This window comes from Streptomyces katrae (genome assembly GCF_002028425.1).
Classification (GTDB): domain Bacteria; phylum Actinomycetota; class Actinomycetes; order Streptomycetales; family Streptomycetaceae; genus Streptomyces; species Streptomyces katrae_A.
Window position 1 is genome coordinate 5,052,172 of the sequence record NZ_CP020042.1, and the last position, 25,434, is coordinate 5,077,605.

General features: G+C 73.5%; 27 protein-coding genes and 1 pseudogene. 16 read left to right on the forward strand and 12 right to left on the reverse strand.

Annotated features, from left to right (window positions below; translation table 11 throughout):
• The first annotated feature begins 17 nt into the window (after nucleotides 1-17).
• Genes B4U46_RS23220 through B4U46_RS23230 form a run of 3 tightly spaced genes read left to right on the forward strand, consistent with a single transcriptional unit; the run spans nucleotide 18 to nucleotide 3,049 of the window.
• The gene (locus B4U46_RS23220) at nucleotides 18-1,142 is read left to right on the forward strand and encodes a sensor histidine kinase (RefSeq protein ID WP_167747653.1); all 1,125 of its coding nucleotides are present in this window, start codon (nucleotides 18-20) and stop codon (nucleotides 1,140-1,142) included.
• Entirely contained in the window at nucleotides 1,139-1,774 is a 636-nt protein-coding gene (locus tag B4U46_RS23225; RefSeq protein ID WP_079429630.1) for a response regulator, read from the forward strand. Before B4U46_RS23220 ends, B4U46_RS23225 begins: the two co-directional genes overlap by 4 nt.
• A 27-nt stretch (nucleotides 1,775-1,801) precedes the next feature.
• Nucleotides 1,802-3,049, forward strand: coding sequence for an MFS transporter (locus B4U46_RS23230; RefSeq protein WP_123995334.1), 1,248 nt, complete (start codon nucleotides 1,802-1,804; stop codon nucleotides 3,047-3,049).
• On the opposite strand, the gene B4U46_RS23235 is transcribed toward B4U46_RS23230, so the two are convergent.
• Nucleotides 3,042-3,833 carry a transglutaminase-like domain-containing protein gene (locus tag B4U46_RS23235; protein ID WP_079429632.1) on the reverse strand — a complete coding sequence of 264 codons (792 nt, stop codon included), beginning with the start codon at nucleotides 3,831-3,833 and terminating at the stop codon, nucleotides 3,042-3,044. The genes B4U46_RS23230 and B4U46_RS23235 overlap by 8 nt on opposite strands.
• The gene (locus tag B4U46_RS23240) at nucleotides 3,830-4,819 is read right to left on the reverse strand and encodes a GNAT family N-acetyltransferase (protein ID WP_079429633.1); all 990 of its coding nucleotides are present in this window, start codon (nucleotides 4,817-4,819) and stop codon (nucleotides 3,830-3,832) included. Before B4U46_RS23240 ends, B4U46_RS23235 begins: the two co-directional genes overlap by 4 nt.
• 116 nt (nucleotides 4,820-4,935) lie before the next feature.
• Here B4U46_RS23240 and fdxA point away from each other — a divergent pair, with 116 nt between their 5' ends.
• Complete coding sequence (fdxA, locus tag B4U46_RS23245; RefSeq protein ID WP_030713714.1) at nucleotides 4,936-5,265, forward strand: ferredoxin; 330 nt, start codon at nucleotides 4,936-4,938, stop codon at nucleotides 5,263-5,265.
• A gap of 105 nt (nucleotides 5,266-5,370) precedes the next feature.
• Complete coding sequence (gene dapC, locus B4U46_RS23250; RefSeq protein ID WP_079429634.1) at nucleotides 5,371-6,465, forward strand: succinyldiaminopimelate transaminase; 1,095 nt, start codon at nucleotides 5,371-5,373, stop codon at nucleotides 6,463-6,465.
• 84 nt (nucleotides 6,466-6,549) lie between these two features.
• On the opposite strand, the gene B4U46_RS23255 is transcribed toward dapC, so the two are convergent.
• Both B4U46_RS23255 and B4U46_RS23260 read right to left on the reverse strand, forming a co-directional pair.
• The gene (locus B4U46_RS23255; protein WP_079429635.1) at nucleotides 6,550-6,978 is read right to left on the reverse strand and encodes a hypothetical protein; all 429 of its coding nucleotides are present in this window, start codon (nucleotides 6,976-6,978) and stop codon (nucleotides 6,550-6,552) included.
• A 281-nt stretch (nucleotides 6,979-7,259) separates the two neighbouring features.
• A complete protein-coding gene (locus B4U46_RS23260; RefSeq protein WP_420543166.1) occupies nucleotides 7,260-8,366 on the reverse strand; it encodes a hypothetical protein in 1,107 nt (368 codons plus the stop codon).
• Between the two features lie 86 nt (nucleotides 8,367-8,452).
• Here B4U46_RS23260 and dapE point away from each other — a divergent pair, with 86 nt between their 5' ends.
• Both dapE and B4U46_RS23270 read left to right on the forward strand, forming a co-directional pair.
• Nucleotides 8,453-9,532: a succinyl-diaminopimelate desuccinylase gene (dapE, locus tag B4U46_RS23265; protein ID WP_079429636.1), complete on the forward strand. Its 1,080-nt coding sequence runs from the start codon at nucleotides 8,453-8,455 to the stop codon at nucleotides 9,530-9,532.
• 64 nt (nucleotides 9,533-9,596) lie between these two features.
• Entirely contained in the window at nucleotides 9,597-10,355 is a 759-nt protein-coding gene (locus B4U46_RS23270) for a TIGR00730 family Rossman fold protein (protein WP_079429637.1), read from the forward strand.
• Nucleotides 10,356-10,447: 92 nt separating this feature from the next.
• Here B4U46_RS23270 and folP read toward each other — a convergent pair whose 3' ends face one another.
• A complete protein-coding gene (gene folP, locus B4U46_RS23275; protein ID WP_079429638.1) occupies nucleotides 10,448-11,308 on the reverse strand; it encodes a dihydropteroate synthase in 861 nt (286 codons plus the stop codon).
• Between the two features lie 76 nt (nucleotides 11,309-11,384).
• Between folP and B4U46_RS23280 the strand changes: the two genes are divergently transcribed.
• Both B4U46_RS23280 and B4U46_RS23285 read left to right on the forward strand, forming a co-directional pair.
• The gene (locus B4U46_RS23280; protein ID WP_398898801.1) at nucleotides 11,385-11,801 is read left to right on the forward strand and encodes a DivIVA domain-containing protein; all 417 of its coding nucleotides are present in this window, start codon (nucleotides 11,385-11,387) and stop codon (nucleotides 11,799-11,801) included.
• The gene (locus B4U46_RS23285; RefSeq protein WP_079429639.1) at nucleotides 11,798-12,379 is read left to right on the forward strand and encodes a DNA-3-methyladenine glycosylase I; all 582 of its coding nucleotides are present in this window, start codon (nucleotides 11,798-11,800) and stop codon (nucleotides 12,377-12,379) included. The genes B4U46_RS23280 and B4U46_RS23285 overlap by 4 nt, the downstream gene beginning before the upstream one ends.
• Before the next feature lie 15 nt (nucleotides 12,380-12,394).
• On the opposite strand, the gene B4U46_RS23290 is transcribed toward B4U46_RS23285, so the two are convergent.
• Complete coding sequence (locus B4U46_RS23290) at nucleotides 12,395-13,198, reverse strand: enoyl-CoA hydratase/isomerase family protein (protein ID WP_079429640.1); 804 nt, start codon at nucleotides 13,196-13,198, stop codon at nucleotides 12,395-12,397.
• A 332-nt stretch (nucleotides 13,199-13,530) separates the two neighbouring features.
• On the opposite strand from B4U46_RS23290, the gene B4U46_RS23295 reads away from it, so the two are divergent.
• Nucleotides 13,531-13,698, forward strand: coding sequence for a DUF3117 domain-containing protein (locus B4U46_RS23295; protein ID WP_003966491.1), 168 nt, complete (start codon nucleotides 13,531-13,533; stop codon nucleotides 13,696-13,698).
• A 111-nt stretch (nucleotides 13,699-13,809) separates the two neighbouring features.
• Here B4U46_RS23295 and B4U46_RS23300 read toward each other — a convergent pair whose 3' ends face one another.
• Nucleotides 13,810-14,472, reverse strand: coding sequence for an O-methyltransferase (locus B4U46_RS23300; RefSeq protein ID WP_042820075.1), 663 nt, complete (start codon nucleotides 14,470-14,472; stop codon nucleotides 13,810-13,812).
• Nucleotides 14,473-14,639: 167 nt separating this feature from the next.
• Here B4U46_RS23300 and sigE point away from each other — a divergent pair, with 167 nt between their 5' ends.
• The 5 genes and pseudogenes from sigE (at nucleotide 14,640) to B4U46_RS23325 (ending at nucleotide 19,103) form a co-directional block, all read left to right on the forward strand.
• The gene (gene sigE / locus B4U46_RS23305) at nucleotides 14,640-15,419 is read left to right on the forward strand and encodes an RNA polymerase sigma factor SigE (protein WP_079429641.1); all 780 of its coding nucleotides are present in this window, start codon (nucleotides 14,640-14,642) and stop codon (nucleotides 15,417-15,419) included.
• Nucleotides 15,416-15,880: pseudogene (locus B4U46_RS23310) on the forward strand (zf-HC2 domain-containing protein); the annotation flags it as partial. The gene sigE and the pseudogene B4U46_RS23310, both read left to right, overlap by 4 nt.
• A 301-nt stretch (nucleotides 15,881-16,181) precedes the next feature.
• The gene (locus tag B4U46_RS23315; RefSeq protein WP_079429642.1) at nucleotides 16,182-17,675 is read left to right on the forward strand and encodes a S1C family serine protease; all 1,494 of its coding nucleotides are present in this window, start codon (nucleotides 16,182-16,184) and stop codon (nucleotides 17,673-17,675) included.
• A 137-nt stretch (nucleotides 17,676-17,812) separates the two neighbouring features.
• Complete coding sequence (locus B4U46_RS23320; RefSeq protein WP_079429643.1) at nucleotides 17,813-18,250, forward strand: sec-independent translocase; 438 nt, start codon at nucleotides 17,813-17,815, stop codon at nucleotides 18,248-18,250.
• Between the two features lie 136 nt (nucleotides 18,251-18,386).
• Complete coding sequence (locus B4U46_RS23325) at nucleotides 18,387-19,103, forward strand: hypothetical protein (RefSeq protein WP_100862923.1); 717 nt, start codon at nucleotides 18,387-18,389, stop codon at nucleotides 19,101-19,103.
• 129 nt (nucleotides 19,104-19,232) lie between these two features.
• Here B4U46_RS23325 and B4U46_RS23330 read toward each other — a convergent pair whose 3' ends face one another.
• The 3 genes from B4U46_RS23330 to B4U46_RS23340 are packed head-to-tail and all read right to left on the reverse strand — an operon-like array spanning nucleotide 19,233 to nucleotide 22,381.
• Nucleotides 19,233-20,393 carry an Mrp/NBP35 family ATP-binding protein gene (locus B4U46_RS23330; RefSeq protein WP_079429645.1) on the reverse strand — a complete coding sequence of 387 codons (1,161 nt, stop codon included), beginning with the start codon at nucleotides 20,391-20,393 and terminating at the stop codon, nucleotides 19,233-19,235.
• 43 nt (nucleotides 20,394-20,436) lie between these two features.
• The gene (locus B4U46_RS23335; protein ID WP_237293093.1) at nucleotides 20,437-21,120 is read right to left on the reverse strand and encodes a DUF1003 domain-containing protein; all 684 of its coding nucleotides are present in this window, start codon (nucleotides 21,118-21,120) and stop codon (nucleotides 20,437-20,439) included.
• On the reverse strand, nucleotides 21,110-22,381 hold the full coding sequence (locus B4U46_RS23340; protein ID WP_079429646.1) for a magnesium transporter MgtE N-terminal domain-containing protein: 1,272 nt from the start codon (nucleotides 22,379-22,381) through the stop codon (nucleotides 21,110-21,112). Before B4U46_RS23340 ends, B4U46_RS23335 begins: the two co-directional genes overlap by 11 nt.
• 195 nt (nucleotides 22,382-22,576) lie before the next feature.
• Here B4U46_RS23340 and B4U46_RS23345 point away from each other — a divergent pair, with 195 nt between their 5' ends.
• Nucleotides 22,577-23,443, forward strand: coding sequence for a hypothetical protein (locus tag B4U46_RS23345; RefSeq protein ID WP_237293095.1), 867 nt, complete (start codon nucleotides 22,577-22,579; stop codon nucleotides 23,441-23,443).
• Nucleotides 23,444-23,476: 33 nt separating this feature from the next.
• Here the strand turns inward: B4U46_RS23345 and B4U46_RS23350 are convergent, their stop codons facing one another.
• A complete protein-coding gene (locus tag B4U46_RS23350) occupies nucleotides 23,477-23,989 on the reverse strand; it encodes a hypothetical protein (protein ID WP_079429647.1) in 513 nt (170 codons plus the stop codon).
• Between the two features lie 31 nt (nucleotides 23,990-24,020).
• Nucleotides 24,021-25,133 (reverse strand): magnesium and cobalt transport protein CorA, encoded by a 1,113-nt coding sequence (locus B4U46_RS23355; RefSeq protein ID WP_079429648.1) that lies wholly within the window; start codon nucleotides 25,131-25,133, stop codon nucleotides 24,021-24,023.
• Between the last annotated feature and the right edge of the window lie 301 nt (nucleotides 25,134-25,434).

Genomic DNA, 25,434 nt, shown 5'->3' on the forward strand with positions numbered 1-25,434 from the left:
AGGCCGAGGGGAGCCGGATCGTCCGGGCCCCCGAGAGCACCGTCCACCGGGTGGTCAAGGGCCTCTGGATCCTCATCTGGCTCTTCTACCTCAGTGCCCCCGTCACCGACCTGGTGCGCGGCGGGCACAGCGACGGCGCCCGGGTGCTCGGCGGGCTGGGCCTGCTGGGGTTCGTCGCCTGGTACCTCGTGCTGGTGTTCCGGCCGGACCAGCAGAAGCCGGTCCGGCCGGTCCTGCTGTCGCTGGCGGTGCTCACTGCCGAAGCCGCGGTCCTCTCGCTGGTGCTCGGCCGCGAGTGGCTCGTGCTCTTCGTCTACGTCTCCATCGCCTCCGGCGCCGCGCTCCCCGCGAAGGTCGCCCGCTTCACGGTGCCCGCCGCGACCGCCCTGCTGTCCGTGCTGGCCCTGTACGTGCCGGAGGGCGGCGACTACCTGTTCGGGCTGCTGATCCCGGCCCTGATGGGCGGGTTCGCGATGGTCGGGGTGCGCGAGATGATCCGGACCACCATCGAGCTGCGGCAGGCCCGCGCCACGGTGGCGCAGCTCGCGGCCAACGAGGAGCGCCTGCGGATGGCCCGCGACCTGCACGACCTGCTGGGCCACTCGCTGTCGCTGATCACCCTCAAGAGCGAGCTCGCGGGCCGGATGCTGCCCGACCACCCCGACCGGGCCGCCCAGCAGGTGGCGGACATCGAGAAGGTCTGCCGGCAGGCCCTGACCGACGTACGGGAGGCCGTGAGCGGCTACCGGCGGCCCACCCTGCCCGGCGAGCTCGCGGGCGCCCGGACGGCGCTGGCGGCGGCCGGGGTGAAGGCCGACCTGCCCGTGGACTTCACCGAGGAGGTGCCGGAGGAGCAGGAGAGCGCGCTGGCCTGGTCGCTGCGCGAGGCGGTGACCAACGTGGTCCGGCACAGCGGCGCCACGCTCTGCACGGTCACCCTGACGGCCCGCCAGACCCTCGCGGGCCCGGTGCTGGAGCTGTCGGTGACCGACGACGGCGCGGGCGGCCCCGCCGTCCCCGGCAACGGCCTGACGGGCCTGACGGAGCGTCTGGAGGCGGTCGGCGGCACGCTGTGGGCGGGCCCGGCGGGCAAGACCGGCTTCCGGCTGCTGGCGCGGGTCCCCCTAGGATCCCGGTCATGACGGAAGCCCGCGAAGCCGCCCCGGCCCCCATCCGCATCCTCCTGGCGGAGGACCAGTCCATGGTCCGGGAAGCCCTCGCGGCCCTGCTGGGACTGGAGCCGGACATCGAGGTCCTGGCCCAGGTGGCACGGGGCGACGAGGTCGTGCCGGCCGCTCTGGCCCACGACGTCAACGTGGCGCTGCTGGACATCGAGATGCCGGGCATGACCGGCATCGAGGCGGCCAGGGCCCTGCGCCGGGCCCGCCCGGCCCTGAAGATCGTGATCGTGACCACCTTCGGCCGGCCCGGATACCTGCGCGGCGCGATGGAGGCGGGCGCCTCCGCGTTCCTGGTCAAGGACGCGCCCGCCGCGGAGCTCGCGGAGGCGGTGCGCAAGGTCCTCGCCGGCGAGCGCGTCATCGACCCCGGTCTCGCGGCGGCCGCCCTGGCGGAGGGCGCCAACCCGCTCACGGAGCGGGAACGGGACGTCCTGCGCGCGGCGGAGCACGGCGCGACCAACGCCGAACTGGCTGCGGCCCTCTCCCTGTCCCAGGGCACGGTCCGCAACTACCTCTCGACCGCCATCCAGAAGCTGGCGGCCCGCAACCGGGCCGAAGCGGTCCGCGTCGCCCGGGAAAAGGGCTGGCTCTGACCAGGCGTTCTTGACCACACTACGGCGGTGTTCGGAAAACTGTGGATGGCGACCGCCGCGTCGAACCTGTCCGACGGGGTGAGCCTGGCCGCCGCGCCCCTGCTCGCGGCCACGATCACCCGGGACCCGACCCTGATCGCCGGGATCACCGTCGCCCAGCGGGCCCCCTGGCTGGTCCTGGCCTTCGTCTCGGGGGCGCTCGCCGACCGCCTCGACCGCCGGAAGGTGGCGCAGAGCGCGAACTGGATCCGCGCCGCCGCGTTCGCCGCCCTCACGGCGGCCGTCCTGACCGACGCCCTGTCCATGCCCCTGCTGTACGTGGTCTTCTTCGCGATCGGCACCGCCGAGACGCTCTACGACAGCGTCTCGGCGGCCTGGGTGCCGGTGCTGGTCGGCCCCGAGGAGCTGACCCGCGCCAACAGCCGGCTGCAGACCACCTTCGTGGTCTGCAACGAGTTCGCCGGCCCGCCGATCGGAGGCTTCCTCTTCGCGGCTGCGGCCTCCGCGCCGTTCGCCCTGGGAACGGCCGGATACCTGGCCGCCGTGGGCCTGCTCGCCCTCATCCCCTCGGCGGCGAGCCGGGCGCAGGGGGCGGACGGCGGACCGCTGACGGTCGCGGGCGTGCGCGAGGACATCGCCGTCGGCGCCCGCTGGTACTGGTCCTCGCCCGTGCTGCGCGCCCTGAGCCTGGTCGCGGCCGTCGGCAACGCCGCCACCGCGGCGAGCTACGGCATGCTGGTCCTGCTCGCCCAGGACGAACTCGGCGTCTCCGACGAGGGCTACGGCGTGATGCTCGCCGCCGCCGCGATCGGCGCAGTCCTCGGCGGGATGGCGGCCGGCCGGGTCGGCGCGTGGTTGCGGCCCGGCACGCTGATCCTCGTGACCAGCCTGCTCTCGGCCGCCGCGACGGCCGGACTGGGGCTGGCCGTCAGCCCGGCCGTGACCGTCGCCCTGATGGCCCTGGACGGCTTCGTGGTGCTGGTCGTGTCCGTCCACATGGTGACCCTGCGCCAGCAGATCGTCCCCAACGAGCTGATGGGCCGGGTCACCTCCGTCTACCGGGTCGTCGCCGTGGGCTCCTTCGCCGTCGGCGGCGTCGCGGGCGGCGCGGTGGCCGGGGCCTTCGGCGTTCCCGCCTCCTTCTACGCCGGCGGGGCGGCCATCGCCGTCGCCGCCCTCCTGGTGCTGCCGGTCCTGAGCAACGCCCGCCTGGCCGAGGTGAGGCGCCGCGCGGAGGCCGTCGCGGCCACGGCCGAACCCGCGTCCCTCAGTTGAGCAGGGCGCGGGCCGAGGCGGCCTCCGCGCGGATGCGGGTCGCCGCGTCCGGGTCCACCGCGTCCATGACCACCGCGTACGCGTCCATCTCGGCGGCGCCCGCCTGGAAGGAACCCCGCTCCACCAGCAGCCTGGCCCGCTCGTAGCGCAGGGCCGCCGGATGCGAGGGCAGCAGCAGGGACAGGTCCAGGGACCACAGCGCGACCGCCGAGTGCTCCGGACGGGCGGACGCCCACACCCGGATGTTGCCCAGCACGCGCAGCACGATGTCCAGCGTCCGCGCCGGCGTCCGCGGCCCCCGCGCCAGCTCCGCCGGTCCCGCGCCCAGCGAGGCCCCGCCCGCGAACGGGTCGACGACGACGCCCTCCTCCGGATCGCCGAAGCCCACGGTGAAGTGCCCGGGCAGCGCCAGCCCGTACACCGGCGCCCCCGCCCGCCGGGCCACCTCCAGCCAGACCACCGACAGCAGGATCGGCAGGCCGCGCCGGCGCCGCAGCACCTCGTGCAGCAGCGAGGACTCCAGCCGTTCGTAGTCCTTCGGGGTGCCGTGGAAGCCCATCCGGCCGCCCAGCAGGTCCGTCACCGCCGCCGCCCAGGCCTTCGCCCCGCGCAGCCCGTACGGCAGCATCCCCGCCAGCCGGTCCAGTTCCATCTGGGCCCAGTCCATGGCCCGTTCGTCCAGCTCCGGGTCGGCCTCCGCCGCCAGCAGCAGGCACAGCAGCGCCAGGTCCGGCCGCTCGGAGCGGGCCTCCGCCGCGAACAGCTCCCGTGTCGCCGCGCTCATGCCCCGGCCCCGGCGCGGAAGTGGTGGTAGGCGTGGTGGGTGGCGAAGCCCATCCCGTCGTACAGGGCCCGCGCCGCCGGGTTGTCGGTCTCCACCTGCAGCCAGGCCGCCGAGGCGCCCTCCTCCAGGGCCCGCCGGGCCAGCGCCGCCATCACCGCCGTCGCCAGACCGCGCCGGCGGTGCTCCGGGCCGACCGTCACCGCGCCGAAGCCGGCCCAGCGGCCGTCGACCACGCACCGCCCGATCGCCCGGCCGCTGTCCAGGGAGGCGAACCACACCGACGGGCCCTCCACCAGCATCCGCCGGGCCAGTTCCGGGTCGCGGACCTTGCCGTAGCGGCCCAGCCACTCCTCGTCCGGCTCGCGGGTCAGCCGTATCCGGGACACGTCCGCGTCCTGGTCGGCCACCGGGGCCAGGCCGGCGGTCCGGACCTCCGCCGAGACCTCGTTGACCCAGCCGCGCCGCTCCAGCTCCGCGCAGAGCAGCTCCTGGGTGCCGGCCGAGCCGGTCGCGGCCTGCACGTAGGCCGGGAGCTCCCGCCGCGCGTACCAGTGCGTCACCCGCGCGAGTGCTTCGTCCAGGGGTATCCCGGGGTCGCCGAGGGCCAGCACCGAGTTGGCGCGGCGGGTGAAACCGCCGGCCGCCCGCAGCGTCCAGTCGCCCAGCGGCTCGCTCTCCAGCGGCTGCCAGGCCCGCGCCGTCACCCGCGCCAGCTCCTCGAAGGAGGCCGCGGGACCCCTGCGGCGGGCCGGCGCGGCGGGCACCACCTTGCCCGCGACCAGGGAGGATTCCGGGATGTGGACGGACACGCCGTCCTTGCGTGTGATCGTCAGCACACCCGCGGTCCAGGATGTGAGAACCCCGACCGCGTCGGTGAAGCCGCCGGAGCCGCCGACCCCTTCCTGCACCCGTCGTACAGAGACTCGTTTACCCACGTCAGCCGGGGTAATACGGATCTCCAGCAGTCCACCGGCAGTGATTTCCACAGCTCTGTCCGCCCCTCCTGTTCGGATCGTGCCCGGGAACGGAGATACTAGGTGCGGGCATCGACGACGCCGCGCTCCCGCGCGAATGGAAAGCCCTACCGAGGAGGAACGAGAGCGTGACCTACGTCATCGCGGAGCCTTGTGTCGACGTCAAGGACAAGGCATGCATCGAAGAGTGCCCCGTCGACTGCATCTACGAGGGCCAGCGGTCCTTGTACATCCACCCGGACGAGTGCGTCGACTGCGGCGCGTGTGAGCCGGTCTGCCCGGTCGAGGCCATCTTCTACGAGGATGACACCCCGGAGGAGTGGAAGGACTACTACAAGGCGAACGTCGAGTTCTTCGACGAGCTCGGCTCGCCCGGTGGTGCCTCCAAGCTCGGTCTGATCGAGCGCGACCACCCCTTCATCGCCGCGCTGCCCGCCGGCATCAACGGCGAGCACTGACCGTTTCACGGCAGACGCGCCTCTCGGTCCCGTCCGGCACTGCTGCCGCACGGGACCGAGCCGTTTTCCCGTACCCCTCCCGCCCCTGAGAGAGAGCAGAGCACCGTGGCCGCAGTTTCCGACCGTCTCCCCACGTTCCCCTGGGACAAGCTGGAGCCGTACAAGAAGACGGCGGCGGCCCACCAGGACGGCATCGTCGACCTCTCCGTCGGGACGCCCGTCGACCCGGTGCCGCAGCTGATCCAGGACGCCCTGGTCGGCGCCGCCGACTCGCCGGGCTACCCGACGGTGTGGGGCACCCCGCAGCTGCGCGACGCGATCACCGGCTGGCTGCGCGGCCGGCTCGGCGCGAGCGCCGCCGGACACCGCAACGTCCTGCCCGTGGTCGGCTCCAAGGAGCTCGTGGCCTGGCTGCCCACCCAGCTGGGCCTGGGCCCCGGCGACAAGGTGGCCTACCCCCGCCTCGCCTACCCCACGTACGAGGTCGGCGCGCGGCTGTGCGGCGCCGAGGCCGTGGTCTACGACGACCCGACGGAACTGGACCCGGCCGGCCTGAAGCTGCTGTGGCTCAACTCCCCGTCCAACCCCACCGGAAAGGTCCTCGGCAAGGAGGAGCTGATCCGGATCGTCGCCTGGGCCCGCGAGCACGGCATCCTGGTCTTCAGCGACGAGTGCTACCTGGAACTCGGCTGGGAGGCCGAGCCGGTCTCCGTCCTGCACGACGAGGTCTGCGGCGGCTCCTACGAGGGCCTGGTCGCCGTCCACTCCCTCTCCAAGCGCTCCAACCTGGCCGGCTACCGGGCCGCCTTCATCGCCGGCGACGAGGACGTCCTCGCCGAGCTGCTGGAGATCCGCAAGCACGGCGGCATGATGACCCCGGCCCCCGTCCAGGCCGCCGTCGTCGCCGCCCTCGGCGACGACGCGCACGTGACCGAGCAGCGCGGCCGCTACGCCGCCCGCCGCGAGGCGCTGCGCACCGCCCTGGAGGCGCACGGCTTCCGGGTCGAGCACAGCGAGGCCAGCCTCTACCTGTGGGTGACCCGCGACGAGCCCTGCTGGGACACCGTGGCCCACCTGGCCTCCCTGGGCATCCTGGTCGCGCCGGGCGACTTCTACGGCGAGGCCGGCGCGAACTTCGTGCGTGTCGCCTTCACCGCCACCGACGAGCGGGTCGAGGCCGCGGTCAAGCGCCTGGGCTGACCCCGCCGGACGGCCGCGGGACGCCCCGAGGGGCCGGGAGCTGCGCGCTCCCGGCCCCTCGGCGTTGCGGCGTGTGCGGCGGGCTCAGCCGCCCAGCGGCAGACCGCCCAGCGGCAGCGCGCCGACCGGCAGGTCATGGCCCACCGGCAGGTCATGGCCCACCGGCAGGTCGTGGCCCACCGGCAGGTCGTGGCCCACCGGCAGCTGCGACACCGGCAGCTGCGAGACGGGCAGCCCGCCCAGCATCTGGCCCGCGCTGCCCGCCACGTCCGAGGCAGGGGCGGCGGCCGGGACGGCCTTGGTGGCGGTGCCCGCGACCTCGGTGGCCGCTCCGGTGGCCGCCCCGGTCGCGGCGGAGGCGTCGGCGGTGTCGGGGGCGGCGAGCGAGCCCAGCTGCGGCACGGACTCCAGGCCCGCGGCGCTGGCCGCGCCGGCCGCACCGACCACCGGGGCGGTGCCGGCGGCGAGGAGAAGCGCGGCGCGGGCGATCCGGCGGGTCAGGGGGAGGGACATGATGCTCCTAAGCGGTAGCGGCTGAGTACGCCGTGTACAACCGCTGCCGGGGTGCGCCGAGTTGCGGACCGGCCGGGTAAAGGATCAGTAACGCATCGTTTAATCGGCTTCCGTGACAAGCCCATCGGACCGGCGCCCACCAGGGCTTCTGCCGTCAACACGCCCGGGGGCGAGGAGTGCGCGGCCACCCCCTCCCGGGGGACGCCCCGCACGCGCGAACGATCACGTCCCGTCGGCGGGACGGCTCCCGTGCCGCCCTGGCGCCGGGCCCGTCGGCGGCCTCAGCCGGCGCTGCCGGGGAAGAAGATCCGGACCTGGCCCGGGACCGCCCGGTAGGGGTCGGGCGCCGTGCCGCCCTTCGTGCCGCCGGCCCCGTCGCGCTGCCACTCGCCCCGGTTCCCGCCCGCCACCCAGGCGGAACCGTCGTACGAGACACGGGCGATGCCCAGCTCCCCGGCGCGGGCCACCGCCCAGTGCGCCATCGCCCGGCCGCGCCGTGCCTCGCCCGGACCGCCGCCGTCCTTCAGCCAGAGGTCCACCTCCGCCTCCGGGGCGCCCGCCGACGGCGAAGGCGCCGCGGCGGGGGTTGCCGAAGGGCTCGCCGAGGTCTTCGGAGCGGGGCTGCCCGAGGCCTTCGGGGCGGAGCCCGCCCCGGCCTTCGCCGAGGCGCTCGCGGAGGCCTTCGGCCCGGCGTGCGGCGCGGTGCGGCCCGTGGACAGGGCCTCCTTGCCGAACGCCCGCGCCAGCTCCGTGCGCACCTTCTCCGGGTCGCCCTTGACCGGCGCCGGGCCCGCGCAGGTCAGCGTGGCCGGCGCCTCGCCCTCGCCGAAGGCGGCCGTCAGCACCGTGGCGTCCGGCTCGTGCTTGGCGTAGGCCTGCGGGAACCCGCTGAGCTGCACCCGCTGCGCCGCCACCGTCAGCGGCAGGCGGGTGTAGCCGTTCACCTCCACGAGCCGGTCGTAGAAGATCCCCGCCGAGTACACCGGGTCCATGATCTGCTCCGGGGTGCCCCAGCCCTGCGAGGGCCGCTGCTGGAACAGGCCCAGCGAATCCCGGTCGCCGTGGTCGAGGTTGCGCAGCCCCGACTCCTGCATCGCCGTCGCCAGCGCGATCGTCAGCGCCCGGTCCGGGAGCCCCTTGGAGATCCCGACGGCGGCTATGGTCGCGGCGTTCGACGCCTGCTCGGGGGTCATCTCGTACGTCTGCACGGCCCCCTCGGATCCGCCCGCAGCGCCCTTCGCCGTCACCCTGCAGTACGGGGAACCGATCCCGCCGTTGGAATAGTGGTGCACCAGGACGTATCCGATCACCGCGAGCAGGACGGCCAGACCCAGGGCCGCGCGGAGCGGCCCGCGGCGGCGGGGGCGGGGGCGATCGGTCTCGGACACGCGGCCCACCGTACTGGAGGCCGATAACGCGTCCACCGACCGGACGCCGCCGGTACCCGCCCATCCCGGGGCGTTAGGGTCGGTTCATGTCCGAATCCGAGCTCGACCTCACCCTCGACGCTGCCGGGCTGACCGCCCGCCTCGTCGACATCCCCTCCGAGAGCGGCGACGAGAAGGTGCTCGCCGACCTCGTGGAAGACGCCCTGCGCCGCCTGCCGCACCTCACCGTCGACCGCCTCGGCAACAACGTCGTCGCCCGCACGGACCTCGGCCGCGCCGAGCGCGTCGTGCTCGCCGGGCACCTCGACACCGTGCCGATCGCCGGCAACGTCCCGTCCCGCCTGGACGAGAACGACGTCCTGTGGGGCTGCGGCACGACGGACATGAAGTCCGGGGTCGCCGTACAGCTGCGGATCGCCGCCACCGTGCCCGAACCCAACCGCGACCTCACCTTCGTCTTCTACGACCAGGAGGAGGTCGCCGCCGACCTCAACGGCCTCGGCAAGGTCGCCGCCGCCCACCCCGACTGGCTGGCCGGCGACTTCGCCGTCCTGCTGGAGCCCTCCAACGCCGAGGTCGAGGGCGGCTGCCAGGGCACCCTGCGCGTCCTGCTGCACACCCGCGGCGAGCGCGCCCACTCCGCCCGCAGCTGGATGGGCTCCAACGCCATCCACGCCGCGAGCCCCATCCTGGCGAAGCTGGCCGCCTACGAGCCCCGCAGGCCCGTCATCGACGGCCTGGAGTACCACGAGGGCCTCAACGCCGTCCGCATCGAAGGCGGCGTCGCCAACAACGTGATCCCGGACGCCTGCACGGTCACGGTCAACTTCCGCTACGCCCCCGACCGCAGCGAGGCCGACGCGCTCGCCCACGTGAAGGAGGTCTTCGCGGACTGCGGCGTCGACGCCTTCACGGTGGACGACTCCTCGCCCGGCGCCCTGCCCGGCCTGTCCCACCCGGCGGCCGCGGCCTTCATGGAGGCGGTCGGCGGCCACGCGATGCCCAAGTTCGGCTGGACGGACGTCTCCCGCTTCAGCGCGCTCGGAGTACCGGCCGTCAACTACGGACCCGGTGACGCGCTGCTCGCGCACAAGGTTGACGAGCGGGTCGAAGCCAAGGCGATCCTGCACTGCGAGGAACGACTCCGCGCCTGGCTGACCTCGTAAATTCCCCCTCCCGTCACTTTTGTGCGCCTAATCTGATCCAACGATCAGCAGGAGGGAGCACATCATGGGCAACTCCGAAGGCAGCGGGAGCCGGCGCCCCGAGGAACAGCAGCTCGGACCGGTGCTGCGCAGACGGGGTCAGGTGCAGGCGGGCAGTACGACGGACCAGCGGCTGCTGGACTCGGCCGGACCCACCGAGTGGGTGCACACCGACCCCTGGCGGGTCCTGCGCATCCAGTCGGAGTTCATCGAGGGCTTCGGCACGCTCGCCGAGCTGCCGCCCGCGATCAGCGTGTTCGGCTCGGCCCGCACCGCGGTGGGCTCACCGGAGTACGAGGCCGGCGTGCGGATCGGCAGCGCACTCGTCGAGGCCGGATTCGCCGTCATCACCGGCGGCGGCCCGGGCGCGATGGAGGCGGCCAACAAGGGCGCCCGCGAAGCGAACGGCATCTCGGTCGGCCTCGGCATCGAGCTCCCCTTCGAGCAGGGGCTCAACCAGCACGTCGATCTCGGGCTGAACTTCCGGTACTTCTTCGTCCGCAAGACGATGTTCGTGAAGTACAGCCAGGGGTTCGTGGTGCTGCCCGGCGGGTTCGGCACCCTGGACGAGATGTTCGAGGCGCTGACCCTGGTGCAGACGCAGAAGATCACCCGGTTCCCGATCGTGCTCTTCGGCACCGAGTACTGGGGCGGGCTCGTCGACTGGCTGCGCAACACGGTCATCGCCCAGGGCAAGGCCTCCGAGAAGGACCTCTACCTCTTCCACCTCACGGACGACGTGGACGAGGCGATCGCCCTGGTGACGAAGGAAGTCGGCAAGTAGCGAGCGCCTGGCGCGCCCGCACGCGCCCGGGGAGCGGGGACCACACCGCCGCCCGGCGGCCGGCCGCCGGGGACGGGGTGGCCCGGGCCGGCTCAGGCCAGCCCGCGCCGGGCCACGGCCGGCGGACGGTGCCCCTGGATCGAACGGACCATGTCCAGGACCTGCTTGGTCTCCGCGACCTCGTGGACCCGGTAGACCTGGGCGCCGAGCCAGGCCGAGACGGCCGTGGTCGCCAGGGTGCCCAGCAGCCGCTCCTTGACCGGCTTGTCCAGGGTCTCGCCGACGAAGTCCTTGTTGGACAGGGACACCAGGACCGGCCAACCGGTTCCGGTCATCTCCGCCAGGCGGCGGGTGGCTTCCAGCGAGTGCCGGGTGTTCTTCCCGAAGTCGTGGCCCGGGTCGATCAGGATCGACTCCCGGGGCACGCCCAGGGCCTCGGCCCGCTCCGCCAGCCCGACCGTGACGCGCAGGATGTCCTCCATCACGTCCTCGTACGCGGTCCGGTGCGGCCGGGTGCGCGGCTCGACCCCGCCCGCGTGGGTGCAGACGATGCCCGCCCCGTGGCGCGCCGCGACCTCCGCCAGCCTGGGGTCCACCCCGCCCCAGGCGTCGTTCAGCAGGTCCGCCCCGGCCGCGCAGACGGCCTCGCCGACCTCGTGCCGCCAGGTGTCCACGCTGATCACCACGTCCGGGTGCCGGCGGCGCACCTCCGCCACGAACCCGACCGTGCGCCGGGCCTCCTCGGCGGCGTCCACGTGCTCGCCCGGACCCGCCTTGACCCCGCCGATGTCGATGATCGCCGCGCCCTCGGCCACGGCCCGCTCCACCCGGTCCAGCGCGGGCTCGTCGCGGAAGGTGGCGCCCTGGTCGTAGAAGGAGTCAGGGGTCCGGTTCACGATGGCCATGATCACCGGCTCGTGGGTGTCGAACTCGCGCCTGCCCAGTCGCAGCATCCCGCTCTTTCCTCCTTCGGCGACCCTCTCGCCACGTCTGCGACCTTAACCTGGTGGCCGGAGTCTCTCAGGGGAGTTGATCGTGTTCTGGTTCTTGCTGATCGCGCTGGTCGTGGTCGTGGCCGCGGTCACCCTCGCGGTGGTCGGCGGAGGCGCGGAGGCCGTGCTGCCCGAGGCCGAGCCCGACCGGGTGGCGGACGCCCTGCCCGAGACCCGGCCGGTGGTACGGGAGGACATCGACGCGCTGCGGCTGCCGATCGCGCCGCGCGGCTACCGGATGGCCGAGGTGGACGACGTACTGGACCGGCTCGCGGCGGAGCTGGCCGAGCGGGACGCGCGGATCGCCGAGCTGACGGCGGCGCGCACCCCGGCGGCCGTGGGCCCGGCGGCGGCCGCAGCGGCGCAGGGACAGGGCCAGGCGCAGGGTCACGCCCAGGCGCCGGCTCCCGCTCCGGCGGACCAGCCGGTCGACCTCACCAAGGACGAGCGATGAGCGGCGGCGGGCTGCTGGCCGGCCCGGACGGCGCCCTGCGCTGCCCCTGGGGCCTGTCCACGGAGGACTACGTCACGTACCACGACACCGAATGGGGCAAGCCGGTCCACGGCGACGACGCCCTGTACGAGCGGCTGTGCCTGGAGGCCTTCCAGTCGGGGCTGTCCTGGCTGACGATCCTGCGCCGGCGCGAGGGGTTCCGCAAGGCCTTCTGCGACTTCCGGATCGCGGCGGTCGCGGAGTTCGGCCCGGCCGACGCCGAGCGGCTGCTCGCGGACGAGGGGATCATCCGCAACCGCGCCAAGATCGAGGCCACGCTCGCCAACGCGAAGGTGCTGGCCGGCTGGGAGCCCGGCGAGCTGGACGCGCTGATCTGGTCCCACGCCCCGAAGCGCAAGGGCCGCGCCCCGAGGAGCACCGGCGAGGTGCCGGCGGTCACCCCGGAGTCCACGGCCCTGGCCAAGGCGCTCAAGAAGGCGGGCATCCGCTTCGTCGGGCCCACCACGGCCTACGCCCTGATGCAGGCGTGCGGCCTGGTCAACGACCACCTCGCGGGGTGCGTCTCCCGCGAGGCGTGAACCTTCGGTGAACGTTCAGCGGCCCAGGTACCGCGGGGGCTGCTTGGCGAGGAAGGCCTGGACGGCGATGGAGTGGTCCTCCGAGGCTCCCGCGCGGGTCTGGAGGACGTCCTCGCGCTCCAGGGCCTCGGAGAGGGTGTGGGAGGCCCCGTACGCGAGGGATTCCTTCAGGGCCGCGTAGGCCACCGTGGGGCCCGCGGCGAGGGTCCGGGCCACCGCCTCGGCCTCCTCGTGCAGGGAGTCCGCCGGCACGAGACGGTTGACGATGCCCAGCTCGTAGGCCTCCTGCGACTTGATCGAGCGGGGGAACAGCAGCAGGTCCGAGGCGCGGGAGGCGCCGATCAGCCGGGGGAGGGTCCAGGAGACCCCGGAGTCGGCGGTCAGCGCGACACCGGCGAACGAGGTGTTGAAGGAGGCGGTGTCGGCGACCACCCGGAAGTCCGCCGCCAGCGCGAACCCGAAGCCCGCCCCGGCCGCGACGCCGTTGACCCCGGCCACCACGGGCTTGGGCATCTCGGTCAGGGCCCGCACGATCGGGTTGTAGTGCTCGGAGACCGTGTTCATCGTGAGCTTCGAGCCGGTCTCGCGGTCCGCCGCCAGGTTCCCGATGTGCTCCTTGAGGTCCTGGCCCACGCAGAAGGCCCGGGTGCCGGAGGCGGTCAGCAGGACCGCCCGCACGGCCGGGTCGGCGGCCGCCGCCTGCACGGCGTCGCGCAGGGCGACCTTGGCCTCCGTGTTCATGGCGTTCATCGCGTCGGGCCGGTTGATCGTGACCTTCGCGAGTCCGTCGGTCACTTCGTAGAGCACGCTGTCGGCCATGGCGGGGGTCCCCCTTCGTCGCGGGTGTGGCTACCGGCCGGTACCGGCCGGTCCAAGGGTCAGCATGGCGGACGCGACCACCACCGGACATGTGATGTGCGTCAAACGAACCGGAGCCCCTTCCCGGTGAGAGGCGGCGAAGTATCGCAGGCGGATCCCCGAAATGAGTGGTTTTGGCCGAGCGCGTTGCCCAAGCGTTCCCCGCCGATGTTGGTCATCGGGTCCTGACATGCGGGATAATGGCTGGGAAGCAATGTGTTCGATGCCGGGTACTAGGCGCCTGAACGGGGCCGTCGGCTGACGATGAGCTGGTTTCAGGAAGGGGAACGAGCATGGCGGCCATGAAGCCGCGGACGGGCGACGGCCCGCTCGAGGTCACCAAGGAGGGGCGAGGCATCGTCATGCGCGTACCGCTCGAAGGCGGCGGTCGGCTTGTCGTCGAGCTGACGCCGGACGAGGCGGACGCCCTGGGTGACGCCCTGAAGAAGGTCGTCGGCTGAGCCTCGGCACCACAGATCCTCACACCGCCCCGCCGCTCCTGCGGCGGGGCGGTGTTGCATCCGCCCGGCGGCGGCTCCGCGCTGCGGCGCCCCCACCCCGGGCGGCCGGCGCTAGCGCCGCACCGCGCAGAGCAGCCCGTCGCCCACGGGCAGCAGCGCGGACTCCAGCGCGGGGCTCTCCCGGACGCTGCGCAGCAGCTCCCGCACCCGCAGCACCTCCACCGGCTGCGCGGCGGAGTCGACGGTGCGCCCGTCCGCGAACACCCCTTCGAAGCACACCAGCCCCCCGGGCCGCAGCAGGCGCAACGATTCCGCGAGGTAGTCCAGCGACTCGGTCGGGTCCCCGTCGCAGAACACCAGGTCGTACCCGCCGTCGGCGAGCCGCGGCAGCACGTCCAGGGCCCGCCCCGGGATGAACCGCGCCCGGTTCCCCGCGAAGCCCGCCGCGCGGAACGCCTGCCGGGCGAAGGCCTGCCGGTCCGGCTCCGGGTCCACCGTGGTCAGCACCCCGTCCGGCCGCATCCCGTGCAGCAGGTGGATCCCCGAGACGCCCGTCCCGGTGCCGATCTCGGCGACCGCCTTGGCGTCCGCGGTGGCGGCGAGCAGACGCAGCGCGGCCCCGGTGCCGGGGGAGACCGAGCGCAGGCCCGCTTCCCTGGACCGGTCGCGGGCCCATCGCAGAGCGTCGTCCTCGGCGACAAACGCGTCGGCGAACGCCCAGCTCGTCTGCCGGTTGCCGGTAATGACCCTCTCCTGTCCCCATAGTTGGCGCAACGGTGACTGTATCCGCTGGAGTCGGGAACCCGCAGATGGGACCGGGCGTTGGGAGGGTGAGAGGCGGGATAGAGGGGACGCCGGCGGGCAGATCGGCGAAGCGGAACCCGAGTCCCGGGCAAAGTTACTGCAAAAATGCTTATCCGGAGCTGACGGGAGGGGTGGCTATGGTAGGGGCTCCACTGGACACCACCAGAGCCGACAGGGGAGGTGCGGCTGCGCCTGTGGATCGTGGAGGCGTCCTGAGACGCCTCTTCTGGTCGGCGGGTGAGCCGAAATCCGTGACCTACACCGCTGACCGTTTCCACACCGCCCACACCGCGACCACCGCGACCTTTGCCGCCGATGCGGGCTCCCAGGCGTGGACCCCTCCCACCTGGGAGGAGATCGTCAGCACGCACAGCGCGCGGGTCTACCGCCTCGCCTACCGCCTGACGGGCAACCAGCACGACGCCGAGGACCTGACGCAGGAGGTCTTCGTCCGCGTCTTCCGCTCGCTGTCCACGTACACGCCCGGCACCTTCGAGGGCTGGCTGCACCGCATCACCACCAACCTGTTCCTGGACATGGTCCGCCGCAAGCAGCGGATCCGCTTCGACGCGCTCGCCGACGACGCCGCCGAGCGGCTTCCGAGCCGTGAGCCCTCCCCCCAGCAGGTGCTCCACGACACCCACTTCGACGCCGACGTGCAGCAGGCGCTGGACACCCTCGCGCCCGAGTTCCGTGCCGCCGTGGTGCTCTGCGACATCGAGGGCCTCTCCTACGAGGAGATCGCCGCCACCCTCGGCGTGAAGCTGGGGACCGTCCGCAGCCGTATCCACCGCGGCCGTTCGCACCTGCGCAAGGCGCTCAAGCACCGCTCTCCCGAGGCCCGCGCCTCCCAGCGCGCCCTGGCCGGAGTGGCGGTGGGCGCCCCGGGCGCCGGGGGAGAGGGCGGAGCCGAGTGAGCGGAGTCAGTCCGTCCCCCGCCGAACAGCACCTGGGCGACCGCCTCGCCGCCCTGGTGGACGGGGAGCTGAAGCACGACGCCCGCGAGCGGGTCCTGGCGCACCTGGCCACCTGCGCCAAGTGCAAGGCCGAGGCCGATGCGCAGCGCCGTGTGAAGAGCCTGTTCGTGGAGAGCGCCCCGCCGCCGCTCTCCGCCGGACTGCTGGCCCGGCTCCAGGGACTGCCAGGGGCTGGCCCCGAGGGCCCCGCGGGCCCGCCGGGCGGGCCCGGTGCGGCGCGCAGCCCAGCGCCCCCCGGTGCCGACCCTTTCGCCACCTTCGGTTACGCCGTCCCGGCCGCCCCGCGCGAAGGGTTCCGCATCCATGAGACGGGGCGTCCCAGACGCCGCCTCGCCTTCGTCGCGGCCGGAGCCGTTTCGCTGGCCGCGATCGCCCTGGGCGGCACGCTCCCGCTGGACGCGATCGAGCCGAACGCCCGTGGTGAGGCGCCGGCCTCGCGGCCCGGGCCGTCGATCCCGCTGACCGACGCCGCCATCCGCGACCGGCTGCCGCTGCGGGACGGGGTGCGCACCCCGAGCCCGTCCGCCCCGCTGCCCTCGGCCGTCTCCCCGCCTCCGGTCACGGCCCAGCCGGCCTCCCTCACCCGCTGACCCGGGGGCCCGCCCCCGGCTCCGCCCCGGGCCAGCGAGGGGGTCCGGCACCTGGTTGAATCTGCGGCACACGTGCCGCCCCGCGGCGCGCCAGGCCCGCGGGGGAGCGCACATGTCCGACAGCCAGCACAACGCCCCGGCTCCCACCTGGTGGAGCCGCCCCGCCACCCCGCCCCACCCACCCACCGAGCCCGGCCCGCCGCCGCCCGAGCCCGCGGCGGAGGCCGCCGCTGCTCCCGCTCCCGGTGCCGGTGCCGGGGCGGCGGCCGAGGCCGGTGTCCAGCCCGAGCCCGGTGCCAAGCCCGCAGCCGACGCCGACGCCGAGCCCGTGACCGAGGTCGGTGCCGGGTCCGTGGCCGAGCCCGCGGCCGCTCCCGGCGTCGAGCCTGTTGCCGAGCCGGCGGCCGAGACCGCGGCCGAGGGCCCGGACGGGGCGCGGTACGACCCGTGGGCCGCCGGGCCGCTCCAGATGGCGGACGATGCCGGGGCGCCTCGCCGGGGCGGGCCCTCCCTGTGGCGGCTGGCCGTCTTCGGCGTCGTGATCGCCCTCCTCGCCGGCGGCGTCGGCGGCTGGCTGGGCATCCTCGCCGAGCGCCGCACCAGCACCCGCCTGGAGCTCCCGCAGGCCGCCGTGGACAACAAGGGCCGGGCCCCCGACAGCGTGGCCGGCATCGCCGCCACCGCCCTGCCCGGCGTGGTCACCCTGCACGTCAGCGGGGGCGAGGGCAGCAGCACCGGAACCGGCTTCGTCCTGGACGGCCAGGGCCACATCCTGACCAACAACCACGTCGTGGCCGGCGCCAAGGACATAACCGTCACCTTCAGCACCGGCGACAGCGTCACCGCCGAACTGGTCGGCCGCGACAGCGGCTACGACCTGGCCGTCGTCAAGGTCACCGGCGTCCAGGGCCTGCGCCCGCTGGCCCTCGGGAACTCCGAGAACGTCCGCGTCGGCGACCCCGTGGTCGCCATCGGCGCCCCCTTCGACCTCTCCAACACCGTCACCGCCGGCATCATCAGCGCCACCGGCCGCCCCATCACCGCCGGCGGGGACAAGGGCAGCGGCAGCGACGTCAGCTACGTCGACGCCCTCCAGACCGACGCCCCCATCAACCCCGGCAACTCCGGCGGCCCCCTCCTCGACTCCCGCGCCCGCGTCATCGGCATCAACAGCGCCATCCGGGGCGCCGACAAGGGCGACGACGACAGCGACCGCACCCGCCAGAGCGGCAGCATCGGCCTGGGCTTCGCCATCCCCGTCAACCAGGGCAAGCGCGTCGCGGAGGAGCTCATCCGCACCGGCCACGCCACCCACCCCGTCATCGGCGTCACCTTGGACATGCAGTACACGGGCGACGGAGCCCGGGTCGACACCAAGGGCGAGGACGGCAAGCCCGCCGTCATCGCCGACGGCCCCGGCGCCCGCGCCGGCATCCGCCCCGGCGACGTGATCACCAAGGTGGACGGGGTCCGCGTCCACGGCGGCGACGAGCTGATCATCAAGATCCGGGCCCACCGGCCCGGCGACCACCTCTCCCTGACCGTGCTCCGCGACGCCCGGGAGCGCACCCTTGACGTGGTGCTCGGTTCGGCCAGCGGCTCCTGAGACCGGCCGTCCGTGCGGCAAACACGACACGACGGCCGGGTGAATCCGGCGAAGGGCCCGCACCGGCGTAGGGGCGGGCCGGGAACGCCGGGTACCGTTGACCGGGCCGGACGTGGAGAGAGCCGAGGAGCGGCAAGGTGTTCAACGACATAGGCGCACTCGAGCTGGTCACCATCGTGGTGCTCGCCATCCTCATCTTCGGGCCCGACAAGCTCCCGAAGGTGATCCAGGACGTCGCGGGCTTCATCCGCAAGATCCGCGCGTTCTCGGACAGCGCCAAGCAGGACATCCGCTCCGAACTGGGACCCGAGTTCAAGGACTTCGAGTTCGAGGACCTGAACCCCAAGACCTTCATCCGCAAGCAGCTCACCGAGAACGAGGACCTCCAGGAGCTGCGCACCAGCTTCGACCTCCGCAAGGAGCTGAACGAGGTCACCGACGCCGTCAACAGCCGCGACACCGGCCCGGCTCCCTCCGCCTCCCCGGTCGCCGCCGGCACTGCGCCCGATCTGCTGAAGAAGCCCGCCGCACCGGCCCAGGAACCGCGTACTCCCTTCGACGCCGACGCCACCTGAGCCGCAGCCTGCCCGTCGATCCGGGACCGGATGGCTATCCTCCATCTGTCCGGACCGAGGACGCCCGAGGATGGGGGTCCCCCCAGCGACGCGAGGGGGAGGGCCGTTCCGGACCCCACGGAACGAGAGGCCGCCCATGGAGACGACGAGCACGAGCAGTAGCAGGGTGGGCGCACAGCCCGCCGAAGCCCCCGACGCCACGGCCCCGCAGGCCGGGCCGGCGGCGCCGACCGCCGACGCCACCGCGCCCGTCCCGGCGGCCCGCCGGGCGGCCGCGGGCTACCTGAAGGCAGAGTTCCCCTGGTACGGGCTGGACGGGGCGTTCACCGGCCCCCGCTGGCTCATGCAGGTGGGCACCGGCGCCGACGGCACCGTGGAGCACGGCTCCACCGGCCACGGCGACGAGCCCTCCGCCCGGGGCGAGATCGCCACCGGCGAGAAGGAACGCTTCGCGGTGGTCATCACCGTCGCCAGCAACCCCCTGCGCCGCAGCGGCGACGGCACCGGCGTCCTGGAGGCCACCTCGGTCTCCTCGGCCGCCTGGCTGGCCGGCTCCGGGCTGCTGGCCTACAGCTGGCCGCCGCAGATGGACCACAGCCTGCGCGACGACTGGCTGGACCAGCAGACGGAAGCGGCGTGGGAACTCGCCGACGACCTCACGGGGCCCGACTGGTCGACGCTGTCCCTGCCGGTGGACGGAGAGCCGACTCCGTTCCACTACCGGGAGTCGGAGTTCGGGTGGGTGCTCGCCGGCTCCACCGGGAGCGGGGTGCACCTCGGGGCGTACGGGCGGGGGATGAGCGCGTACGGGCTGGGCTTCTCGGCCATCGCGGACCTGGGGTCGTACGAGTAGTGGCCCGGGGTACGGGAAAGGGGCACCGCCCGGCGGCGATGCCCCTTCGCGCTGCGCGGCCCCTGCGGGTGCGCGTGCCGGTGCGGCCACCCGTGCCGCCCAGCGGCACGATGACCCACACCTCCGTGACTAGAACTTGTTGCGCGGCGTGATGCCCAGGGACATGCCCGACAGGCCGCGGGCGCGCCCGCCCAGCTTGCCGGCGATCGACCGCAGGGCCGCGCCCGCCGGCGAGTCCGGGTCCGCCAGGACGACCGGCTTGCCGTTGTCGCCGCCCTCGCGCAGCCGCACGTCGATCGGGATCTGCCCCAGCACCGGCACCGTGGCGCCCGTCGTCTTCGTCAGGCCGTCCGCGACCATCTGGCCGCCGCCGGTGCCGAAGACGTCCACCATCTCGTCGCAGTGCGGGCACGGCAGGCCCGACATGTTCTCGACGACGCCCACGATCTTCTGGTGGGTCTGCACTGCGATCGACCCGGCCCGCTCCGCGACCTCGGCCGCGGCCTGCTGCGGGGTGGTGACGACCAGGATCTCCGCGTTCGGGACCAGCTGCGCCACCGAGATGGCGATGTCGCCCGTGCCCGGCGGGAGGTCCAGCAGCAGCACGTCGAGGTCGCCCCAGAACACGTCGGCCAGGAACTGCTGGAGCGCCCGGTGCAGCATCGGGCCGCGCCACACCACCGGGGCGTTGCCCGGGGTGAACATGCCGATGGAGATGACCTTCACGCCGTTCGCGGACGGCGGCATGATCATGTTCTCGACCTGGGTGGGCTTGCCTTCGACGCCCAGCATCCGCGGCACGCTGTGGCCGTAGATGTCCGCGTCGACCACGCCGACCTTCAGGCCGTCGGCAGCCATCGCGGCCGCCAGGTTGACCGTGACCGAGGACTTGCCCACGCCGCCCTTGCCGGAGGCGACCGCGTACACACGGGTCAGCGAGCCCGGCTTGGCGAAGGGCACCTCGCGCTCGGCGGTGCCGCCGCGCAGGGTGGCGGCGAGCTCCTTGCGCTGCTCGTCGCTCATCACGTCCAGCGAGACGGACACGGAGGTGACGCCCGCGACCTTCGCGACGGCGTCGGTGACGTTCTTGGTGATGGTCTCGCGCATGGGGCAGCCCGACACCGTCAGGTACACCGTGACGGCGACGGCACCGCCGTCGCCGATCTCCACCGCTTTGACCATGCCGAGTTCGGTGATCGGCCGGTGGATCTCGGGGTCGTTGACCGTCGCCAGCGCGTCCAGGATCGCGTCCTGCTCCGGCACGGCGGCGGAGGGTGTCTCGGTAGCCATGTCCCTGATGGTACGGCTCGCCGGCACGGCTCCGGTAAGCCCGTCAGCGGTCGCCTTCGTCACTTTCCCCCGAGAACAGCCGGCGCTCGTCCATCTCCTTGATCAGGTCCTGGAACTCCGAGCGGATCCAGTCGCGCGTGGCGACCTCGCCCAGGCCCATCCGCAGCGCCGCGATCTCCCGGGTCAGGTACTCGGTGTCCGCGATCGACCGCTCGTTCTGCTTGCGGTCCTGCTCGTGGGTGACCCGGTCCCGGTCGTCCTGCCGGTTCTGCGCGAGCAGGATCAGCGGGGCCGCGTACGAGGCCTGCAGGGACAGCATCAGCGTCAGGAAGATGAAGGGGTACTGGTCGAAGCGCAGGTGGTCCGGGGCGAAGACGTTCCACAGCACCCACACCACGATGACCAGGCTCATCCAGACGATGAACCGGCCCGTGCCGAGGAACCGCGCCACCCGCTCCGACAGCCGCCCGAAGGCCTCCGGGTCGTACTCCGGCAGCAGCTTGCGGCGGTCCTGGCGCGGCTGGTCCAGCCGCACCCGTGAGCGCGTCAGCGCACTGGCACCCGAGGGCACGCCGGCCCGCGCCCGCTCGGAGGAACGTTCCGCCGACCGATCGCCGCGCAGCCGCGCCGCCTCCTCCAGCCGCTCCGAGAGCCCTTCGCGGGCCCGCTCGCGCCTCTCCCGGCGCCGCTCGCGCGCCGCCTCGCCACGTCCGCGTTCAGTGGCCATGGACGGCCTCCTCGGAGTGGAAGTCCGTCTCCCGCCAGTCCTCGGGCAGCAGGTGGTCCAGGACGTCGTCGACCGTCACCGCGCCCAGCAGCGATCCGCTCTCGTCGACGACCGGCGCCGCGACCATGTTGTACGCGGCCAGGTAGCTCGTCACGACGGGCAGCGAGGCGTCCGGGGGCAGCGGCGGCAGGTCCGTGTCCACGATCGAGCTGACCAGGGTGAACGGGGGGTCCCGCAGCAGCCGCTGGAAGTGCACCGTCCCCAGGTACTTGCCCGTCGGCGTCTCGTCCGGCGGCCGGCACACGTACACCTGCGCCGCCAGCGCCGGCGACAGGTCCGACTGGCGCACCCGGGCCAGCGCGTCGGCGACGGTCGCGTCGGGCCGCAGCACGATCGGCTCGGTGGTCATCAGACCGCCCGCGGTGTTCTCCTCGTACGACAGCAGACGCCGCACGTCGGCCGCGTCGTCCGGCTGCATCAGCGTCAGCAGCCGCTCCTTGTCGTCCTCCGGCAGCTCCGAGAGCAGGTCGGCCGCGTCGTCCGGGTCCATCGCCTCCAGGACGTCGGCGGCGCGCTCCTCCTTCAGCTTGCCGAGGATCTCCACCTGCTCGTCCTCGGGCAGCTCCTCCAGCACGTCCGCGAGCCGGTCGTCGTCGAGGGCATTGGCCACCTCGGCGCGGCGCTTCGGCGTCAGGTGGTGCAGCACGTTCGCCACGTCGGCCGGGCGCATCTGCTCGAAGGTGGCGACCAGGTTCTCGGCTCCCTGGCCCTCCTCCTCCAGGGAGAAGCCGGTCACCGCCGACCACTCCACGGTCAGCGTCTCGCCGCGGCGGCGCAGCGCGCCCGCCTTGCCCTTGCGGACGAAGATCCGGTCGATCTCCCAGTCGCGGCGCGCGGGCAGCTGCTGGATGGCCACGTCCAGCACGGTGACCTCCTCGCCGCTGGCCACCAGCGTCACCCGGCGGTCCAGCAGCTCGCCGATGACCAGCCGTTCGGTCGGGCGCTGCTCGAAACGCCGCATGTTGACGACGCCGGTGGTGATGACCTGCCCGGACTCCACGCCCGTCACCCGGGTCATGGGCAGGAAGATCCTGCGCCGGCTGACCACCTCGACCACCAGGCCCAGCAGCCGGGGCGGGCGGCCGCCGACACGCAGCATCGCCACGAGGTCGCGGACCCGGCCCACCTGGTCGCCGTTGGGGTCGAAGACGGGCACACCCGACAGATGCGAGACGAAGATCCGCGGGGCGCCTGCACCCATCCGAGCGCCTCCTAGAGCGTCGATCACCAGTCCTGCCGTGCCTCAGGCTAGCCCCTGCCGGGGGACAGCGTCCTGGTGGGGCGGTCCGGCCGGGGGTCCGGCGGGACGGGTTCCGCAGGCGGGTACGCTGCCTGCTGCTCCTGCGGCCACCGCCGGGAGCCGTACCCAGCCGACCCACGACGAGAGGCACCCGACGTGAGCGCCCACTCCTCCGCCGTACGGCTGCGCCGGGCCGCCGTCATCGGTGCCCTGTGCGCGGGCATCGCCGTCACCGCGACGGGCTGCGCGGAGAAGACGGACCCCGACAAGGGCACGAACGGGGTCGGCAAGCAGACGCCGGAGAAGATCGAGAGCCAGGCGAAGGCCGCGGCCGCCGCCGCCAACTCGGTCCACCTCTCCGGAAACCTCGTCGTCGGCGGCAAGCCCTTCACCCTCGACCTGAGGCTGAAGGCCGACGGGGGCTCCGGCGAGGTGAAGTCGCAGGCCGACACCTTCCAGGTGCTGCGGGTCGGCGAACAGCTGTACCTGAAGGCGAGCGCGGCCTTCTGGGGGAAGTCGGACTCGGCCGGCAAGCTCGGCGACAAGTACGTGAAGGTGCCCGAGAGCGACCCCACGTACAAGCAGTTCCGCGGGTTCACCGACATACACGTGCTGCTCGACGGGCTCCTCGGCCTCCAGGGCAAGCTCACCAAGGGCGGCTACACCACCGTCGGGCACACCCGGGCGGTGCCGGTCTCCGCCGACGCGGGCAAGGGCGGCAAGCTGACGGTCTCCCTGGAAGGCACCCCGTACCCGCTGCTGATGGAGCGCGCGGGCGGCGCGGGCCGGGTGGAGCTGTCCGAGTGGGGCAAGACCTTCCCGCTGGAGGCGCCCGCGCAGGACCAGACCGTGGACTACGGCTCCCAGCTGCCGACCACCAAGGACGGCACGGGCGCCACCACGGGCGGCAAGGGCAAGGGCACGGGAGCCTCCCCGGCCCCGTCCAAGGGCACCGCAACGAGCGGCACCGGCGCCTCGGGCGCCGGCACCTCCGGGCAGGGGTCGAACCCGACGGGCGGCTGAGCGCCCGCCCGGCTCAGCCCCACCCGCCCCGCCTCAGCCCCGCTTCTTCTTCCGCTTCAGCAGCAGCTTCGGCAGACCCGCCGGGATCGGCCTGCGGGTCGTCGCGGGGGAGGCCAGGGGCGCCGCGGCCAGCGAGCCCTCGGGCAGCCGGCCGGCCACCGCCACCGGCTCCAGCCGCAGCAGCCGGCACTCCCGGGCCCAGCGCTCCGTCATCCCCTCCGAGTCGGGGGCGTTCAGCCGCTTGCCCTTCAGCTCGGCGACGGCGCTCTCCCACGGCCCGCTGCCGGGCGCGAGCTCCCGTACCGCCGCGGTCCAGGCCACGAGCCGGCCGCCCTTGTCCTTGCTGCGTACCGTCACCTCGGCGGCGCCGCCGTCGGCGAGCCCGGGGAAGGGCTGCTCGCCGGGGCCGTCACCGAGCACGTGCGCGGCACCGTCCACCCACGCGTGCCACAGGGCCCGGTCGGCGCCGGCGCCGCGGACCCAGATCAGGCCGGACTTCTTGGAGGCCTCCTCGACGAGGGCCAGGTCGAGTGCGCTGAGAGTCATGCGCACAGCGTAGGGCGTGCGCTCCCGCCCGCTACAGCCAGCCGTTGCGCCGCAGGGCCCGGTGGATGGTGAGGCAGCTGCCGACGATCGCCGCCATCACCAGCGGATAGCCGTAGCGCCAGTGCAGCTCCGGCATGTGGTCGAAGTTCATCCCGTACACGCCGCAGATCATCGTGGGGACGGCGATGATCGCCGCCCAGGAGGTGATCTTGCGCATGTCCTCGTTCTGGGCGACGGAGGCCTGGGCCAGGTTCGCCTGGAGGATGGAGTTCAGCAGCTCGTCGAAGCCGATGACCTGCTCGTGCACCCGGGCGAGGTGGTCGGCGACGTCGCGGAAGTACTTCTGGATGTCCGGGTCCACCAGCCGCATGGGCCGCTCGCTCAGCAGCTCCATCGGCCGCAGCAGCGGGGAGACCGCCCGCTTGAACTCCAGCACCTCCCGCTTGAGCTGGTAGATGCGGCCCGCGTCGCCGCCCCGGGCGACCCCCTTGGCGGGGGCGGCGAACACCGCGCTCTCCACCTCGTCGATGTCGTCCTGCACCGCCGACGCGACGGCGATGTAGCCGTCCACCACGTGGTCGGCGATCGAGTGCAGCACCGCCGACGGGCCCCGGGCGAGGAGCTGCGGGTCGTCCTGGAGGCGGTGGCGCAGGGTCCGCAGGGAGCCCTGGCCGCCGTGCCGGACCGTGATCACGAAGTCGGGGCCCGTGAAGCACATCACCTCGCCGGTCTCCACCACCTCGCTGGTGGCGGTCAGTTCGGCGTGCTCCACGTAGTGGATCGTCTTGAAGACCGTGAACAGGGTCTCGTCGTAGCGCTCCAGCTTCGGCCGCTGGTGCGCGTGCACCGCGTCCTCCACGGCCAGCGGGTGCAGCCCGAAGGTGGCGGCGATCCCGGCGAACTCGGCCTCGGTGGGCTCGTGCAGACCGATCCAGGCGAACCCGCCGTCCTCCCGGACCCGGCGCAGCGCCTCACGGGGCGTCAGGCAGTCGCCCTGCGCCCGCCGGCCGTCGCGGTAGACGGCGCAGTCCACCACCGCGCTGCTCGCGGAGGGGTCGCGGGTGGTGTCGTAGCCGGGCAGGACGGGAGTGGACTTGCGCAGTGCCGGACGGACGGCGGCACGGAGGTAGGGCAGCATCGACATGGCAGGCTCCTTCTCGCGCACGGCTGCGGACCGCACGGGTGGGAGGCCCTCCGGCGGCGGGCACGCGGGCCCGTGCGGACGGAGGGAAACAGGACGGGAGGACAAAGTTCTGCCGTCGCTCTTCTGCTGATCAGAAGATCAAAGGGGGCTGGAGCCGCCCTGGAAAGGCGCCGAAGAGCGATTGGTACTGCACGATCGACTTCGATCCATCGCAGCCCCACCTCCTCCGGCCGGTCCCCCGTGGGGGACGTCCTGTCGCCGGAGCCCTGAACCATGCTTCTGCACGCGGCCCCGACCAGCT